The following is a 17,471-nucleotide window of genomic DNA, read 5'->3' as shown; positions in this document are numbered from 1 at the left end:
GCTGTTCAGGCCGGGATGGCCAGCTTGATCACGTCCCCTTCCACCTGAACCGGATAGACCGTGAGGGAGACTTCCTCGTCTTCCAGACACTGGCCGGTTTCCAGGTCGAAATGCTGCTTGTAGATTGGCGATGCCACCACGCGCTTGTCGCCCAGGGAGCCAAGGATCCCCCGGCTCAGCACATTGGCCTGGCTGAACGGGTCGCGATTATCCAGAGCGTAGAGATTGCCATCGCGGGTGCGGAACAGGGCGGCCTGGCGCCCGGGTAGACGGACGCCCACCCCGGTGCCCGGCAGTACATCATCAAGCTTGCAGACGGTTTGCCACTGCACGGCTACAGAACTGTTCATGCTCATGCCTCCTCGACCAGTTCGATACGTTCATGCTCATAGGCCGGACGACGCTGACCCCGCTCACGCACGTATTTCAGATTGTCATCGGCACTGTCATCGTTAACGAAATGTTTGAAACGTTTCAGCGCTTCATCGTCTTCGATGGTGGTCTTCCACTCACACTGGTAGGTGTCGATCACGTGTGCCATTTCCGCTTCCAGCTCGGCACCGATACCCAGGGAGTCCTCCAGAATCACCTGCTTCAGGTAATCCAGGCCGCCTTCCAGGTTTTCCAGCCAGACGCTGGTGCGCTGCAGGCGATCGGCGGTCTTGATGTAGAACATCAGGAAACGGTCGATGGTCTTGATCAGTGCTTCGTCGGAGAGATCGGACGCGAACAGGTCCGCATGGCGCGGGCGCATGCCGCCGTTGCCGCACACATACAGGTTCCAGCCTTTCTCGGTGGCGATCACCCCCACATCCTTGCTTTGCGCTTCGGCACATTCGCGGGTACAGCCACTGACCGCCATCTTGATCTTGTGGGGACTGCGCAGACCTTTGTAACGCTCTTCCACCTGAATAGCGGTACCGACCGAATCCTTCACCCCATAGCGGCACCAGGTGGAGCCGACACAGGATTTCACGGTACGCAGGGACTTGCCGTAGGCGTGGCCGGTTTCAAAGCCGGCATCCACCAGGGTGCGCCAGATATCCGGCAACTGCTCCACGCGGGCACCAAACAGATCCACCCGCTGGCCACCGGTGATCTTGGTGTAGAGGTCGTATTTCTTGGCCACTTCACCGAGCACGATCAGCTTGTCCGGAGTAATTTCGCCGCCGGCCACACGGGGTACCACGGAATAGGTACCGTCGCGCTGCAGGTTGCCCAGGAAGTAGTCGTTGGTGTCCTGCAGGCCCGCGTGGGGCTTCTTCAAGACGTAGTCGTTCCAGCAGGACGCCAACACCGAGGCGACCGTGGGTTTACAGATGTCACAGCCGTCACCGCTACCGTGTTTTTCCAACAGTTCGTCAAAGGTGGTGATCTGACCGACTCGCACCAGGTGATAGATTTCCTGACGGGAATACGGGAAGTGTTCGCACAGGTGGTTGTTCACTTCCACACCGCGTTTTTCCAGTTCGCTGTCCAGTACCTGTTTCACCAGTGCCGAACAACCGCCACAGGTGGCGGAGGCCTTGGTGCAGGATTTCAGGTCACCAACGGTCATGGCACCGCCATCAATGGCCGCGCACAGATCACCTTTGGAGACGTTGTTACAGGAACAGATCTGGGCGCTGTCAGGCAGGGCATCGGCCCCCAGCAACGGCGCACCATCAGAGACCGGCGCCACCAGGGCGGCAGGGTCACCGGGCAGGTCCATCTCATTCAGACAAAGCTGCAACAGGTTACCGTAGTCGTTGGCATCCCCCACCAGTACCGCACCGAGCAGTTTCTTGCCGCACTCACTGATCACCGCCTTCTTGTAGATGCCGGCGGTCTGATCCATGAACACGGTGCTGCGCGAACCGGGGGTATTGCCATGGGCATCACCAATGGACGCCACATCCACGCCCATCAGTTTCAACTTGGTGCTCATGTCCGCACCGAGGAACTGTTTTTCCTGCTTGCCCATCAGATGTTCGGCCGCGATCTCCGCCATCTGGTAACCCGGTGCCACCAGGCCGAAGATGCGCCCTTCCCACAGCGCCACCTCACCGATGGCATAGATGTTGTCATCGGAGGTGACACAGTGGTTGTTCACCACAATCCCGCCTCGCTCGCCGATGTCCAGTTCACAGGCGCGACCCAGTTCGTCATGGGGACGAATCCCGGCAGAGAACACAATCACATCGGTTTCCAGATGTCTGTCTTCACCGAAATTCATTCGATGTTTGCAGCTTTCCCCGTCGACAATATCCCGGGTTCCGGTGTTGGTGTGCACAGTGACACCCAGCTCCTGGATCTTGTCCTTGAGCAGGCCACCCCCAAAGTCGTCCACCTGCACGGCCATCAGGCGCGGCGCGAACTCCACCACATGGGTTTGCAGACCCAGATCATGAAGGGCTTTTGCCGCTTCCAGACCCAACAGGCCACCCCCCACCACCGTGCCGACCTTGCCATCCTTACTGGCGGCGATAATGGCATCCAGATCCTCAATGGTGCGGTAGACGAAACAGTTGTCCCGGTCGTTACCGGGAATCGGCGGCACAAACGGATAGGAACCGGTGGCCAGCACCAACTTGTCGTAACCCAGTGTCTCGCCGGTATGGGTGGTCACCGTACGAGCGACACGATCAATGACGTCCGCCTTGGTATTGAGCTTCAGCGTGATGTTGTGCTGATCAAAGAAACCTTCCGGCACCAGCGACAGGTCATCGGCAGTCTTGCCGGAGAAATAGCCGGTTAGTCCCACGCGGTCATAGGCCGGCAGTGGCTCCGCGCACAATACAGTAATGTCGAAGTGCTCGCGGCCACCCTGGGCTACCAGGGACTCCAGATAACGTTGACCCACCATGCCGTGGCCAATAAGTAGAAGTTGTTGCTTTGCCATAAGGCTCACCCTCGCGGTGCATGACTGACACTCACCACTGAGCAAGCCCTGTGCCAACTTGATAACCCCATGTTTCCAATAGATTTATTGGTTTTTTCTGGCAATAAATCCAAAAAAACTGCTTTCTTTTAATGCGTTCATGCACGAGAAAAATGCATTTTTCCGTGCACCGACATGGCACAAAAACGCTCCGCATTTGCGCACAGGGATTGTCTTATTGCGGCTGCATTTCATTTTATTTTATTGAAAACAGTCACTTACCAAGGTGGCACAGGAGTTGCTCAGATCAGCCCGTCGTTAACCGCCCATGCATGGAGAAGTCATGAGCGATCAAAAGCTGAATCTGTTGAACCTGTCCGCGCCGCGTATCCGCCTGTTGCACCTGAGCTGGCTGGCGTTCTTTATTACCTTTGTTGTCTGGTTTTCCCATGCGCCATTAATGGGGCACCTTCGGGAAGCCTTCGATTTGAGCCCGGACCAGATAAAAGCGTTGCTGATACTTAACGTGGCCCTGACCATTCCTGCACGGGTGATCATCGGCTCACTGGTGGACCGCTTCGGTCCCCGACTGGTGTTTGGCTCACTGTTGATGCTGGCCGCGCTCCCCTGCTGGGCCTTCGCACTTTCCACCAGCTATGAACAGCTGGCAGTCACCCGTCTGCTGATGGGGTTTGTGGGGGCCGGCTTCGTGGTGGGCATCCGCCTGATCAGCGAGTGGTTTCCGGCCCGGGAAGTGGGCCTCGCGGAAGGCGTTTATGGGGGCTGGGGCAACTTCGGCTCCGCTGCCGCGGCGATTACCCTGCCTTCCCTGGCTCTCCTCTATGGCGGCGAAAACGGCTGGCGCTGGGCCATTGCCACCACCGGTGCCGTGGCCTTCCTCTATGGCACCTTTTTCCTGTGGCGGGCACGCAACACGCCCCAGGGGGCGTCCTACTTCAAGCCGAAGAAAGCCAGCGCCCTGGAAGTGAGCAGCAAGAAGGACCTGTTCTTTTATCTGGCCATGAGCCTGCCGCTGTACATTGCCCTGCTCGTCATCGTCTGGCGCCTGGGCCCCACCAACCTGAATCTATTTGGCCAGACCACCCAGTTACTGTTGGCAGCACTGATTATCAGCCTGGCCGTGATACAGCTCGGTCAGGCCTGGCGGGTCAACCGTGATCACCTCAAGGAAGGGGTTCCTGAACACGACCGCTACAGTTTCAAGCAGGTGGCGATTCTGGATCTGGCCTACATGGTGACCTTTGGCTCCGAGTTGGCAGTGGTGTCCATGCTGCCGCTGTTCTTTACCGATACCTTCAGCCTGAGCGCGGTCACCGCCGGTCTGCTGGCCTCCGGCTATGCCTTTATGAACCTGGTCGCTCGTCCCGGTGGCGGCTGGGTCTCCGACAAGTTCGGGCGCAAAAAATCCCTGGCGATCCTGCTCTGCGGGCTGATGGTGGGTTACGGCCTGATGAGCCAGATCGGCAGCAGCTGGCCCATTGCCCTGGCGGTGATTGCGACCATGTGCTGCTCCTTCTTTGTGCAGGCTGGCGAGGGGGCCGTGTTTGCCACCGTGCCGCTGATCAAGCGCCGCCTTACCGGTCAGATCGCCGGTATGGTGGGTGCCTACGGCAATGCCGGCGCCGTGATCTTCCTGACCGTGCTGACCTTTGTGGATCCGTCCACCTTCTTCCTGGTGATTGCCGCCAGCGCAGCCGTGGCCCTGGCCGCCGTGCAGTTTCTGGATGAACCCAAGGGGCATATTGCGGAAATCGACGAAAAAGGCGACGTTCAGCTTATTGAGGTGGGCTGAGTCTCTCCGCCACGTCATACACAGGAGTTTTGATCATGGATGTAGCCAGCGCCACCGCTACCGCTCCGGAAGCCACCGTCGAACCGGACCTGCACCCGCAGGTTCGCATCGGCCAATACAGCGATCCGGGGCCCAAGCTGCATAACCAGGATGCCCTGGCCATGCAGATCCCCGAGGGCCCACTGTTACGTACCAAGGGTATTGTGGCCGCCCTGGCCGATGGCCTGTCCAGTGCCGGTGCCGCCCGGGAGGCCGCGGAGTCCTGCGTACTGGGATTCATCAATGATTACTACGCAACGCCAGCGCTGTGGAGTGTGCCGCGCTCTGCACAGCGGGTGCTGGAAGCGCTCAATCGCTGGCTCTGCCGTCAGACCATGGCCGGCGAGAGCCACCTTTGCACCCTGTCATTGCTGATTCTTCGCTCACGCACGGCGCATCTGTTTCAGGTGGGGGATTCCCGCATCTGGCGGCTACGCAATGAGCGACTGGAATGCCTGACCCGGGACCACAGCCGTATCATCGGTGACAACCGTCAGGTGCTTACGCGGGTGATGGGCGGCGATACCCGCCTGGATGTGGACTACAGCAGCAGCGACTTGCAGGTGGGCGATGTGTTCCTGCTCACCAGTGATGGGGTCCACGGTTTCCTGTCACGTTCCCGCATGCAGGGCATCGTCCGCGCCAGTGGCCAGCCGGAGGTGGCCGCCCGCAGCCTGGTGGAAGCGGCCCTGGCCAGTGGCAGTGATGACAACCTGAGCTGTCAGGTACTGCAGGTGGATGGCCTGCCGGACGCCAGCGCCGACGAAGCCCTGCGCCAGCGCGGCAGCCTGCCGTTGCCGCCCCCGTTAAGCCCGGGTATCCACCTGGACGGTTTCACCGTGAAGCGGGAGCTTTACGCCAGTGTGCGCAGCCATCTGTATCTGGTGGAGGATGACAGTGGCAAACCCTCTGTACTGAAGACGCCGTCGGTAAACCTGGAAGATGACCGGGATGCGCTGGAGCGCTTTGTCATGGAAGGCTGGGTGGGCCAGCGACTGCGCAATGCCCACCTGCTGCACACCCTGCCGCTGCCGGACAACCCCAGCTGCCTGTATCAGCATCTGGAGTTCATTGACGGCGTCACCCTGCAACAGTGGCTGAAGGAACATCCGGATGTGGCCGTGGAAGAAAAACTGTATCTGGCGGACCAGTTGCTCAACGGGGTCCGCGCCCTGCACCGGGCCGATGTGATCCATGGCGACCTGAAGCCGGACAACATCATGGTGGATACCCGCGGGCTGGTTCGCATCGTGGATTTCGGGAGTTGCCATTGTCGCGGCATGGAGCAACACAATGCCGGCATCCCCCTTGGCACCCGGGATTACAGCGCTCCGGAACTGCTGGATGGCGTCGCCCCCAGCGAACAGAGCGATCTGTTTTCCGTGGCGGTGATCATTCATGAAATGCTCACCGGATCGCTGCCCTGGCAGGGCCGCTACGAAAAGTCCGCCCATCGACCCCTTCCGCCCCTGCAGGGCCACAACGCCTTCGTGCCGCTGTGGATCAACAACGTGCTGCAGATCGCCCTGCAACACCAACCCAAACAACGCTTCACCGATGCCGCCGAATTCCGCGATGCCCTGCGCCGCCCGGTACGCAGCCGCAAACCGGTCATCGACAACGACATCCGGCAACTGCGCATCTGGAAAGGAATCAGTATTGTGCTGGGAGTGTTGTTGCTGATTAGTGTCGCGACGAGATAATTAATAATGAATAGTTAATAATTAATAACGCGCGATACCGGATGATCTTGTGTGCAACGCATGAGACCGCGCCCATATCCTGGGCGCGGCCTCATGCGTTTCTGTTACGACGACACACTTATCGCGCAGCTATTAATTATTCATTATTAACTATTAATTATCCCAGGCTGCCCAACTCAAATCGCCGACCGTTGCTCTCCACAAACAGCTTCCCGTTTTCCTCAACCGCCCAGTCCACCAGCTGATAGAACGCGGACCGTCCGATCAGGGCTTCCAGGTTTTCCCGGACCAGCAGATACGGTGACGGTTCGCCGGTTTGCGGGTCGGTTTCCACCCGCAGGGGATGGTTATCGCCGGCGACCACATGGCTGCCCACATTGGTGGTGAAGACCAGTTTGTTGACCCCGCCCTCTTCCACGCGCTGCACTTCCACCGCCACAAAGGGGGCATCGTCCACCTGGATGCGCAGTTTTTCCACCGGGGTGATCAGGAAGTAGTCATCGCCTTCGCGCAGCAAGATGGTGGAAAACAGTGCCACCATGCGTTCACGCTGGATGGGGGAATTCTGGTAGTACCAGGTGCCATCCCGGGCAATACGCATGTCGATATCCGCATGGCGCTCCGGCTGCCACTGGTGCACCGGCGGCAGGCCGCTTTCATCCTTGTCCGCTTTCTCCAGTAGTGCCAGCAGTTCTTCCGCCTGTTTCATCGCGGCCCCCGTTGGCCCTTGTTGCCCATGCGGATGCCGATCTCGATAAGGAAATCCAGGAAGTCGTCCTTGTCATCGATGAGCTTCTGGTAGAACGGGGATTCCATCAACGCCACCGCACCATGGGCCAGCGCCCAGGCGGAGCAGATATGATAGATCGGGTCCACATCTTCCAGGGAGCCTTCGGCAATGCGCGCCTTGACGATATCCGTCAGGCGGGCAAAGTTGGCTTCGCGAATGCGATGCAACTTGTCCACCAGCTCCGGCAGGGCATGATCCTTGATCACCTTGTTCTCAAGGCGGTCGAACAACTGGTAGCGCTTGGGGTCACTGATCCGGAAACGGAAATACTCCCGCGCCAGTCTCTCCTTGTCGTCGCCACCGGAAATGCTCTGGAACACCTCAGCCAGATCCTCCTCATAACGGAGCATCAGCAACAGGTAAATCTCGTTCTTGGTCTCGAAGTGCTTGTAGATGGTGCCCTTGCCGATACCGACCCGGTCGGCAATCATTTCCACGGTCACACGGTCTTCGCCCTCTTCCAGAAACAGTTCAAGGGCTGCATCGAGAATCTGTCGCTCCCGTTGACGAAATTCCTGCGCCTTGCGCGTGGCTTTTTCCAGGTCACCCATCAATTTCTCCTTCGAACCCGTCATACCAGACGTAAGGACGGTTTGAGAAACCTCTGATCAGAGGCTCCTAACTCCCGCAATTCTAACGTATTCCCTTTTTATAAACACAGGCTTGTATTGATGGAAATACCACAGGGGTTAGCATAGCGTCATGACACACTCGCCCAGCATGGAGGCATCATGGCTCACCCGGAATTTCCCCACCGTGAAGACCTGCTTTACCTGAACCATGCGGCGGTGGCTCCCTGGCCCGCACGTAGCCGCCATGCGGTGGCGGAATTCGCCCGTCAGAACTGTGAGATCGGTGCCCGTGATTACCCCCAGTGGCTGAAAGTGGAGCAACGCCTGCGCGAACGCCTGTCCTGGCTCATTGGCGGCGTCAGCACCGACGAGATCGCCCTGTTGAAAAATACCTCCGAGGGTTTATCAGTGATTGCCCAGGGCATTGATTGGCAGGCCGGTGACCAGGTCGTGATCAGCGATCAGGAGTTCCCTTCCAACCGTATTCCCTGGGAAGCGCTGGCGGATCAAGGTGTCGAGGTGGTTACCGTGGGCCTGGATACGGCCCGGCCGGAACAGGCGGTCATCGATGCGCTGGGGCCCCGGACACGGCTGGTCTCGCTCTCCGCCGTGCAGTATGGCACCGGTCTGCGGATGGACATGGCGCCCATCGGCGCAGCCTGCCGGGAACGGGACATCCTGTTCTGTGTGGATGCCATCCAGATCCTCGGTGCGCTGCCCTTCTCCGCGGAACAGGCAAAGGCAGATTTCGTGGTGGCGGATGGTCACAAGTGGATGCTGGGCCCGGAGGGGCTGGCATTGTTTTATTGCCGCCAGGACGTGCAAGACCGGCTGACCCTGCGCCAGCATGGCTGGCATATGGTGGCCAATGCGGGGAATTACACCACCACCGACTGGCAAGTGGCCAATAATGCCCGCCGTTTCGAATGCGGCAGCCCCAATATGCTGGGGGCCCATGCGCTGGAGGCCTCCCTTTCCCTGCTCGAGGAAGAAGGCATGGCCCAGGTGGCCGCGGCCCTGCAGGACCGGGTGCAGCGACTGATCGACGGACTGGGCAAGCGCGGCGCGACTCTGCTCAGCCCTGCGGAACCGCAGCGGCGGGCCGGCATTGTCACCTTCAGCTTGCCGGAGGAAACGCCGGCAAAGACCTTCCAGCGTCTGCGCCAGGCCGGTGTGGTCTGTGCGGAACGGGGCGGCGGAGTACGATTCTCACCCCATTTCTATACCGACTATTCGGTCATCGACCGGGCCCTGGCCCTGTTGTAAGCTGCTGAGCTTCTTTTCATCCCCGGAGTCACCATGAGTCGACAACTGGCCTTCTACCAATGGATCTGCCGTCGCCTGCAACGGGACGAGCCGTTCAGTGGCCAGCCCAGTGCCGACCTGGACAGCCTGCGTACGGTGATCAAACCCTGTGACGTACTCCTGGTAGCCGGCCACAGCAACGTTGACCGTACCTTCAAGGTCATCGGTGACAGCCGTTTTGCCCGGGCGGTACTTTACATCGGTCGGCTTCATGACGTGGCAGACCCGGCCTTGCGCGCGCTGCTGGCGGACTACACCCCCTGCGAACCGGATACCCAGCTGGTGATTGATGCGCGGCTGGAACGGGGGCTGATCGTGGAACCGCTGTCTGCCCTGGAAGGCCGGCAGATCCGTGTCTGCCGGGCCCAGGGACTCAGTGACAATGAAGCACAGGACGTATTGCGCTATGCGATCAGCCGGATCGGCGCCGGTGGCAGCCAGTCCTGGGCGGCATTGGCACTGTTGACCCTGATGCCGTGGCGATGGCTGCCGCTGCGTTGGCGCCTCAATATTTTCCGGCGCTGGGCCGGAGAGCTGGTGCGGGCCCTGACTGGCACCGTGGTCGCCGATGCGTTCAGCTTTGTGCAATTCCCGGTGCTGCCGCTGGTCAAGGAAGATCGCGCCGGCAGCCGCCTACTGCGGCTTCAGCCCCGGGCCATCACCGCCGCCGATTTCGACCACTCCCCCTACTTCGAGATCATCAAGGCCCCCTTCCAGTTAACGGAAATTCCCAGGGGAATGGATGCCGTGCCCTGGAAAGGCAACCAGGGCGCGCTGGCGCCGGAGCGCCAGCGGCACCTGTCATTGGTAGAACCGACGACCGGCAACCAGGGCTAGCCCCAGCAGCGCCAGCAACGACAGGCTGCCACCCCCACCGCCGCCGCCACCGCCACTGTCCGGCGCCGTGCTGGGCGCCGTGCTTGCACTGCGGGCTTGCGCCGGGCGGGTATAGGCCTTGCTATCGCCGGTGGGAAAATCCCCGTTATCGGTCCACACCTGCACAGTCATGGCATCATAGCCCTGACCCGACAGCACCAGTTGCTGCGCCGCGGACTGGCCCGCAGACAAATCCCCCAGTCCGCACTGAACTGTGCGGCTGCCGCTGCAGTTTTCCGTCAACTGCACGGTCTGCCAACCACTGGGTAATGCAAAACTCACTCTTACCCGGGCAGCACTCTCATGGGTCGCCGCATTGCGAACCTGGGCACTGACGCGCACATGGCCGTCGCTACCCCGGTTGGAGGTCAGGCTAAGCACCACATTGGGCTCGTTGCTGAAGACCAGATTGAACGCTTCACTACGCAGGCTGAAGTAATCGTAGGCATCACTGATCGGACTTACCCGTACCTGATCGGCCCAGCGGCTGGAGGCCTTCAGGGTCATGGCATAGCTGCCGCTGCTCTGCCCCAATGCCAGGAACAGGCTGTTGCGGCAATCGGTATACCCCGTGTAGGTGCGACAGGACAGGCCCGGCACCGATACGGACAGCCCGGGCTTGTGCTCGATACGCAGGCCCACATTGCGTGCATCCGTGCGCGTACTGGTGTTGGCAATGCGCGGGTACAGGGTCACCGAACTGCCCGTGTTGCGGTACTGATCACCGTTGAGGCCCTCGGCCTGCAGGTCCACCAGCCCACCGGAGGTGGTTTCCTCCAGCCAGGGCAAGTAGCGGTCGACACGGGTATAGACCGCGGGCACACCATTGGTGGCACAGGTTTCATGACCATAGCTGGTGACGCCCACCAACCATTGCTGGTCTTCGTTGTGATAAACCAGCGGGCCGCCGCTGTCACCCCGACAGGAATCCTGTTTCTGGCCCTTTGGGTTCATCTCACCGGCGCAGATCTGATTATTGGTCAGGCTACTCCACTGGCTGGCGCAATAGTCCTGCGGCACGAAGTCCAGATCCGCCTTTTGCAGGGTGTCTGTCAGGGCATAGCCATCCGGCGTGGTGGAGCCCCAGCCCAGCACCTCCAGAACCTCATCGTGGCTGCCTGCGGCAAGCCCGGTAACGATATGGGGCTTGGCCATATCCAGCGGTGCAAACCGGCTGGGAGACGCCAACTGGAGCAAGGCCAGATCATTATGGAACTGGGCAGCATTGTAGGCCGGATGCAGCTGCAGATCGGTAACCGCCAGCCGCTCGGGGGTTGCAGCTGTGTTGCGGTTCACGCTGCCCAGGGAAACAAACAGCATGTTTGCCTGCACGTTATCCACACAATGAGCTGCGGTCAGCACCCAGCGGGGGGCAATCAGGGTGCCGCCACACAGTGTCGACGTGTAAGCGGGATTGCCGGACCGGCTGATTTCCACCTCGGCCATCCACGGCCGCACCTGTGTGACATCCTGTCCCCCGACCACCCGGGGCTGGGCATCCAACGCCGATACCGTCTGAACCAGACCTGCCCCCAGCAACAAGGAGACCATCAAACGATACATAAAATTACCCTCAGTTAGCGTTTCGTTACGCAACCGATACTAACTAAGGAATTTGCCTTATACCTGTGACCTGGTTCTGATATTAGAACGATGGCACCCAGGTGCCAGAAGATCGTTAAAAATGACCACCCAGTCCAGTCATTTTGTGGCTATTTTTGTCGCATTTAGCGACAGATCGCGTCATTTTGCATTTATTTTTAATGCACATTTTTATAATGCAAAACGCTTTATATGAATGCAAGCTTTTACAAGTTTCACACCGGATTGTCCGACTGACCCGTCAGTCGGTACGGTCGTCTTGCACGCCTGCGTCATCGTCCTCTTCCGGAGACGGCAGGCTGCGTCGCGCCTTGGCACCCAGATCTTTCAACTGATGGGCCTGACGCAACAGATTACCGTTACCCGTGGTCAGGCGCTTGCGGGTCTGCTCCCAGGAGGAGGTTGCCTTGGCAAGCTTGTCGCCAACGTCGTCCAGGGATTCCGTTACCAGGGACACCTGGTCACAGATTTTTCCGGCGCGGTCGGCAATATCCAGGGCATTACGATTCTGGTATTCGTAACGCCAGATGTTCTGGATAGTCCGCAACGTGACCAGCAAGGTGGTGGGGCTGACCAGGACGATATTGCGGGCAAAGGCATCGGTGTAGAGACTGGAGTCCTGCTCCATGGCCACCATGAAGGCCCCCTCGATGGGAATGAACAGCAGCACGAAATCCAGGCTGCGAATACCTTCCAGGCCGCTGTAATCCTTGATATCCAGGCCCTTGATATGACTGCGCAGGGACATCAGATGATCTCGCAGGGCCTGTTCCCGCTCTTCGCTGGTGGAGGCTGATGACAATCGCTCATAGGCCACCAGAGAGACCTTGGCATCGATCACCACATCCTTGTTCTCGGGCAGATGAACGATGGCATCGGGGAGACGGCGCTGGCCACTGTCGTCTTTCAGGGTGACCTGGGTTTCATACTCGCGCCCACGGGTCAGCCCGGAGGATTCCAACACCCGCTCAAGGATCATTTCCCCCCAGTTCCCCTGGGTCTTCACCTGCCCTTTCAAGGCATCGGTCAGGTTACGGGCGTCCTCGTGCATTTGCTGGTTGAGGCTGCGCAACTGGCTCAGTTGTTCAATCAACGAGGCCTGGGCCCGGGTTTCATCGCTGTGGATCTGATCCACCCGGCGGCGGAAGTCTGCCAGCTGCTCACGGAATGGCTTGAGCATGCCGTCCAGGCCCTGCTGCTGTTGCTCCTGCAGCTGTTTGCCCCGCTGCTCGAAAATTCGCGCGGACAGGTTTTCGAATTCCTGCTTGAGCTGTTCGCGGCTCTTTTCGGCAAAGGTCAGTTTCTCTTCCTGCCCGGCCAACCGTTCTTCCAGTCGCGCCTTGTCCGAGGCCAGCTGCTGCAGACGGGACTCACTGTCCTGCAAACGGCGCTGACTGGTTTCCAGCTGCTCACGCAGCAGTGGCACCTGGGCCAGGGGCTCGGACAGGGCCTGTTTCTGACTTACCAGTTCCGCTTCCCGGGCAGCACTGCGACGACGCTCCATCAACAGCACCAGCAATGCCGCAAAGACCGCGCCGCCAAGCGCTGCCAGCCCCAGCATCAGATTCGGGTTCATGGTTGCGCCTTGTTGAAGAGAGTGAAGAAGTTATCGCGGGTAATCCGCGCCAGTTCGTCCACGGAAATGCCTTTCAGCTCGGCCACACACTCGGCCACCTGGGCCACATAGCGAGGCTCGTTGGGTTTGCCCCTGAACGGTACCGGGGCCAGCCAGGGAGAATCGGTTTCGATCAGCAGCCGCTCCAGCGGCAAGGCTTTGACGGTGTCACGCAGGCTTTCAGCATTGCGAAACGTGATGATCCCAGAGATGGAAATATAGAACCCCAGTTCGATGGCCTGCTGCGCCATGTCCAGGTCTTCGGTAAAGCAATGCAGCACACCGCGCACCTGCCCCTGACCATGCTCTCTCAGCAACGCCAGCGTATCGTCCTTGGCGCCACGGGTATGGATGACCAGTGGCAACCCCGTTTCCCGGGCCGCCTGAATATGCGCAACGAAATAGCGCTGTTGCCAGTCCCGCTGCTCCTTGGCATAGAAATAATCCAGCCCGGTCTCACCGATCGCCACTACCTTGGGATGGGTCGCCCTCTCCACCAGTTCCTGGACCTGGGGCTCGCGGGATTCCTTGTACAGCGGATGCACACCGACACTGGCGAACACATGGTCGTGCTGCTCGGCCAGTGCCTGCACATCCGGAAAGCTTTCCAGATCCACCCCGATGCACAACATGTGGCTCACGCCGGCCTCGGCGGTGGCGGCCATCATGGCGTCAAAATCCCCGTTATGGGCGTCCAGATTGAGGCGATCCAGGTGGCAGTGGGAATCCACAAAAGCGACGTCAGACATTCAGTGCTCCGGCATGACAAACGCGGGCATTGTAGCGTAGACAGACCCTACGCACGACGTCCGGGGACAGGGGCCTGACGCAAAAAACGGCAATACCCACCGGGAAATTGCCGCTTTTGATCTGCGAAGCGCTTGAATGCGGTTTCAGGCTTTTGCCGCTTTCGACGTCAGAGGTCCGACACCCTACATGGTATGGGTCGGGCGATCAGACTCCAGCGAGCCGGCCAGGTGGTTTTCAATGGTCACCCGGGCCGTGTCGTCCTGATCGGAAAACTGCACGCCGATGCCGGCACTGCGATTGCCCTGGGCCCCTTTGGGGGTGATCCAGACCACCTTGCCGGCCACCGGGATCTTGTCCGGCTCATCCATGATGTTGAGCAACAGGAAGATTTCCTCGCCCAGCTTGTACTGCTTGTCGGTGGGAATGAACAGGCCGCCATTGGTGATAAAAGGCATGTAAGCGGAATACAGTACTGCCTTGTCCTTGATGGAAAGCGACAGGATGCCGCTGCGGCCGCCGGGCATTTTCATAGGGGGTGCCTCGTATCACAAACGGGCTGGAGACAAACGCGCCAGCAACATGCCACAACCCGTAAGACTTTATTATTAATAGGGTAAAGATTAGTGGGCTGCTGCCGCAGCGTCAACGCCCACCAGCACCAGCAGCCACTGTTCGTAGAGCAGATCCTTGTTGGGGTTGGCCCCGGACATCAACGCCCGCCGACCCTCGAGAACCCGCTGAGCCGCCCGCAGCAGACGGGCCGGTGGCACCGCCCGGGACAATCGGGCCAGCAACGGCGCCAGTGACGGATCCGCGCTTTGCTGCCCGGAGTAGGCCTGATGCAGACACCGGGACAACCAGCCGTAGATCACCCCGGCCATTTCCGTGGGGTCATGCCTGGACAAGATCGGCGAGGCCTGGGCCACGGATTGGCGGCCTTCCGCCACCGACACCAGGACTTCCAGCAAACGGGCCCGGTCGGCAAACCACTCCGACTGCTCCAGGGCCAGGGCCCGCAGGGGCGCCCCCTGGGCCGCATCCAGCAACGGGCCAGCACTCTCCCCCACCTGATTCTGTAACCATTCCAGCGCCTGCTCATAAGGCGGCAGCGGCAGGATACGCTGCTGACAGCGGCTGCGAATCGTCGGCAGCAGCAGGGTCGGCTGATCACAGACCAGCAACAGCAAGGTTTGCCCGCCAGGCTCTTCAAGAGTTTTTAACAGGGCATTCTGGGCGTTGCGGTTGAGCGCTTCCGCGGGTGCCACGATTGCTACCCGGTAGCCGCTGTATTGGGCTGTGCGGGTGGCAAACCCGACCAGTTTACGCACCTGATCGATCTTGATGGCCCGGCTGTTGTCTTCCGGGCTGAGCCGGTGCAGGTCCGGGTGCGTGCCAGCGGTGCTCAGTTGGCACCCCTGGCACTGCCCACAGGGCAACCCACCGGCCGGTTTTTCACAGAGCAGCGTCTGCGCCAGAGACTCGGCCAGGCGTAACTTGCCAATCCCCCTGGCACCACTGATCAGCAGCGCATGGGGAAGGCGCCCCTGCTGATGCTGGTCCAGCAGCTGGGCCATGGTGTCCTGATGCCAGGGACAAGGCACCTGGATACGGGCTCGGGTTACTTCCACGTAAGCATTTCCTCCAGCAATGGCTGTAACCGGGTACGGACCTGCTCCAGATCACATGAGGCATCCAGCACCCGAAAGCGGTCCGGTTCGTTGCCAGCCCGCTCCAGATAGCACTGGCGAATCCGTTCGAAAAACGCGCTGTCTTCCTGCTCGATACGATCCAGCGCCGCCCGTTTGCCGGCCCGGGCCATGCCCACCTCCACCGGCACATCAAACAGCAAGGTCATATCCGGTCGGGTATCGCGAACCACCAGCTGCTCCAGGCGGGCTATGGCATCGCGGTTGAGGCCGCGCCCGGCACCCTGGTAGGCCCAGGTGGCATCCACAAAACGGTCGCTCAGTACCCAGTCGCCCCGCTCCAGTGCCGGGCGGATCTTTTCTGCCAGATGCTGGGCCCGGGCGGCAAATACCAGCAGCAACTCGGTGTCATCCGCCATTTTTTCATCCGTTGGCGCCAGCAGCACATGGCGGATGCTTTCCGCCAGCGGGGTGCCGCCCGGCTCGCGGGTAATCAGCACGGTCTTGCCGGCCGCCCGCAACCGTTCCGCAAGCCAGTCCAGATTGCTGCTCTTGCCGGCCCCTTCGCCGCCCTCCAGAGTAATGAAGCGGCCCCTCATTGCGCGCCTCCCGGCGAGGAACGATAGCCTTCCCGGCGGCGCAGTTGATAATCGCGAACCGCCTTCTGGTGCTGTGCCAGGGTTTTCGAGAAGTAATGGCTGCCATCCCCCCGGGCGACAAAATACAGGGATTCGGTTTGCGCCGGCTGTACCGCTGCGAGAATGGCTTCCTGTCCGGGCATGGCGATGGGCGTGGGTGGCAACCCGGAAATCGTATAGGTGTTGTAGGGGGTGGGCCGGCGCAGGTCGGAACGGCGGATGTTGCCGTCGTAGGCCTCGCCCATCCCGTAAATCACCGTGGGGTCGGTCTGCAGACGCATGCCCTTGCGCAAGCGGTTGGTAAAGACACCGGCAATTTCCGGGCGCTCATCGGGCACTCCGGTTTCCTTTTCGATGATGGACGCCAGGATCAGGGCCTCGTAGGGGCTGTCGATGGGCAGGTCGTCGTCTCTCTGTGACCAGGCCTCTTCCAGGAGTGCTTCCTGTCGTTCCAGGGCCCGGCGCAGAAGAGTCAGATCCGAGGTGCCACGGGTATAAAAGTAGGTTTCCGGGGCAAACCAGCCTTCCGGGTGCTGACCCGGACGGCCCAGCTTTTCCATGATCTGGTCATCGGTAAGACTGTCCAGGGTATGCGTCAGGGTATCCTGAGCGGCCAGACGCACACGCAGCTCACGAAAGTTCCAGCCTTCTACCAGAGTCAGACTGCGCTGAATCACTTCACCGCGATCCATTTTTTCCAGCAGGCTGAGCAAGGAGTCACCGGGCTGCAGACGGTATTCCCCCACATGCATACGCCCATCCATGTCGGTCAGGCTGCTGTAAAGCCGTGCCCCCAGACGCCGGAATTCCTCCGGATAGCCGTCGCCCAGCAAACCCTGCTTTTTCAGGCCAAGCAGCACACGACTCAACCCCGCTCCCCGGGGCACCTCCACCACCTCGGGTTCAGACAGCGGCAGAGGTTGATGCAGGTAACTGCTGACCCAGGCCGCCGCCAACGGAATGGCGACCACCAGCAACACCACCAGCAGTCCGAAAATTCGAATTTTTTTACGCATGAGAGAAATTGTAGGGCCTGTGTTGCCGAATGAAATAAATACTTTGCCAAAGTGGTAACGATAGCACTGCGGATAACAGGGAGCTGAGTGGAAAGCCCAGACCATTCAGAGGCGCTTTCGTCGGCAAGTGACGGATTGCGTCTGATTGTCTCTCACAGATTGCCCGCGGATTTATCCTGGCAGAAAAAGCGCGTCGGCAGAGCGTTGCAATTGCAACACTGAATCCAGCACCGGCCACTGCCATTG

Annotated in this window: 15 protein-coding genes; 4 read left to right on the top strand and 11 right to left on the bottom strand. The window is 60.0% G+C overall.

Features of this window, described 5'->3' with window-relative positions; translation table 11 throughout:
* Positions 1-5: 5 nt before the first annotated feature.
* Both nirD and nirB read right to left on the bottom strand, forming a co-directional pair.
* Positions 6-350, bottom strand: coding sequence for a nitrite reductase small subunit NirD (nirD, locus tag A3714_RS06515; protein WP_062816585.1), 345 nt, complete (start codon positions 348-350; stop codon positions 6-8).
* 2 nt (positions 351-352) lie between these two features.
* Positions 353-2,881: a nitrite reductase large subunit NirB gene (gene nirB / locus A3714_RS06510; RefSeq protein WP_063509635.1), complete on the bottom strand. Its 2,529-nt coding sequence runs from the start codon at positions 2,879-2,881 to the stop codon at positions 353-355.
* Between the two features lie 322 nt (positions 2,882-3,203).
* Between nirB and A3714_RS06505 the strand changes: the two genes are divergently transcribed.
* Positions 3,204-4,673 (top strand): NarK family nitrate/nitrite MFS transporter, encoded by a 1,470-nt coding sequence (locus A3714_RS06505; RefSeq protein ID WP_063509223.1) that lies wholly within the window; start codon positions 3,204-3,206, stop codon positions 4,671-4,673.
* A gap of 35 nt (positions 4,674-4,708) precedes the next feature.
* Complete coding sequence (locus tag A3714_RS06500; protein WP_082850713.1) at positions 4,709-6,415, top strand: bifunctional protein-serine/threonine kinase/phosphatase; 1,707 nt, start codon at positions 4,709-4,711, stop codon at positions 6,413-6,415.
* A gap of 157 nt (positions 6,416-6,572) precedes the next feature.
* On the opposite strand, the gene A3714_RS06495 is transcribed toward A3714_RS06500, so the two are convergent.
* A complete protein-coding gene (locus A3714_RS06495) occupies positions 6,573-7,124 on the bottom strand; it encodes a DUF1285 domain-containing protein (RefSeq protein ID WP_062816581.1) in 552 nt (183 codons plus the stop codon).
* On the bottom strand, positions 7,121-7,756 hold the full coding sequence (locus A3714_RS06490) for a TetR/AcrR family transcriptional regulator (protein WP_082810820.1): 636 nt from the start codon (positions 7,754-7,756) through the stop codon (positions 7,121-7,123). The genes A3714_RS06495 and A3714_RS06490 overlap by 4 nt, the downstream gene beginning before the upstream one ends.
* Before the next feature lie 180 nt (positions 7,757-7,936).
* On the opposite strand from A3714_RS06490, the gene A3714_RS06485 reads away from it, so the two are divergent.
* Complete coding sequence (locus A3714_RS06485; protein WP_063510097.1) at positions 7,937-9,043, top strand: aminotransferase class V-fold PLP-dependent enzyme; 1,107 nt, start codon at positions 7,937-7,939, stop codon at positions 9,041-9,043.
* Positions 9,044-9,076: 33 nt separating this feature from the next.
* Positions 9,077-9,919 (top strand): hypothetical protein, encoded by an 843-nt coding sequence (locus A3714_RS06480; RefSeq protein ID WP_063510096.1) that lies wholly within the window; start codon positions 9,077-9,079, stop codon positions 9,917-9,919.
* On the opposite strand, the gene A3714_RS06475 is transcribed toward A3714_RS06480, so the two are convergent.
* From A3714_RS06475 to mltG, 7 genes are all read right to left on the bottom strand, one after another.
* Positions 9,884-11,521 carry a trypsin-like serine protease gene (locus tag A3714_RS06475; RefSeq protein WP_063510095.1) on the bottom strand — a complete coding sequence of 546 codons (1,638 nt, stop codon included), beginning with the start codon at positions 11,519-11,521 and terminating at the stop codon, positions 9,884-9,886. The two genes, A3714_RS06480 and A3714_RS06475, sit on opposite strands and share 36 nt — an antisense overlap.
* Before the next feature lie 280 nt (positions 11,522-11,801).
* Complete coding sequence (rmuC, locus tag A3714_RS06470) at positions 11,802-13,136, bottom strand: DNA recombination protein RmuC (RefSeq protein ID WP_063510094.1); 1,335 nt, start codon at positions 13,134-13,136, stop codon at positions 11,802-11,804.
* A complete protein-coding gene (locus A3714_RS06465) occupies positions 13,133-13,924 on the bottom strand; it encodes a TatD family hydrolase (protein ID WP_063510093.1) in 792 nt (263 codons plus the stop codon). Before A3714_RS06465 ends, rmuC begins: the two co-directional genes overlap by 4 nt.
* Before the next feature lie 183 nt (positions 13,925-14,107).
* A complete protein-coding gene (locus tag A3714_RS06460) occupies positions 14,108-14,455 on the bottom strand; it encodes a PilZ domain-containing protein (protein WP_062816575.1) in 348 nt (115 codons plus the stop codon).
* Between the two features lie 90 nt (positions 14,456-14,545).
* Positions 14,546-15,553 carry a DNA polymerase III subunit delta' gene (locus tag A3714_RS06455; RefSeq protein WP_062816574.1) on the bottom strand — a complete coding sequence of 336 codons (1,008 nt, stop codon included), beginning with the start codon at positions 15,551-15,553 and terminating at the stop codon, positions 14,546-14,548.
* Positions 15,544-16,170, bottom strand: a complete 627-nt coding sequence (gene tmk, locus A3714_RS06450; RefSeq protein ID WP_063510092.1) for a dTMP kinase — start codon at positions 16,168-16,170, stop codon at positions 15,544-15,546. The genes A3714_RS06455 and tmk overlap by 10 nt, the downstream gene beginning before the upstream one ends.
* Positions 16,167-17,225 (bottom strand): endolytic transglycosylase MltG, encoded by a 1,059-nt coding sequence (mltG, locus tag A3714_RS06445; protein ID WP_063510091.1) that lies wholly within the window; start codon positions 17,223-17,225, stop codon positions 16,167-16,169. Before mltG ends, tmk begins: the two co-directional genes overlap by 4 nt.
* Positions 17,226-17,471 lie beyond the last annotated feature (246 nt).

The organism is Alcanivorax sp. HI0007 (assembly GCF_001635525.1).
Taxonomy (GTDB): Bacteria; Pseudomonadota; Gammaproteobacteria; order Pseudomonadales; family Alcanivoracaceae; genus Alcanivorax.
Note: the sequence above shows the minus strand (reverse complement) of the source record. Positions and strands in the feature narration are given on the sequence as shown.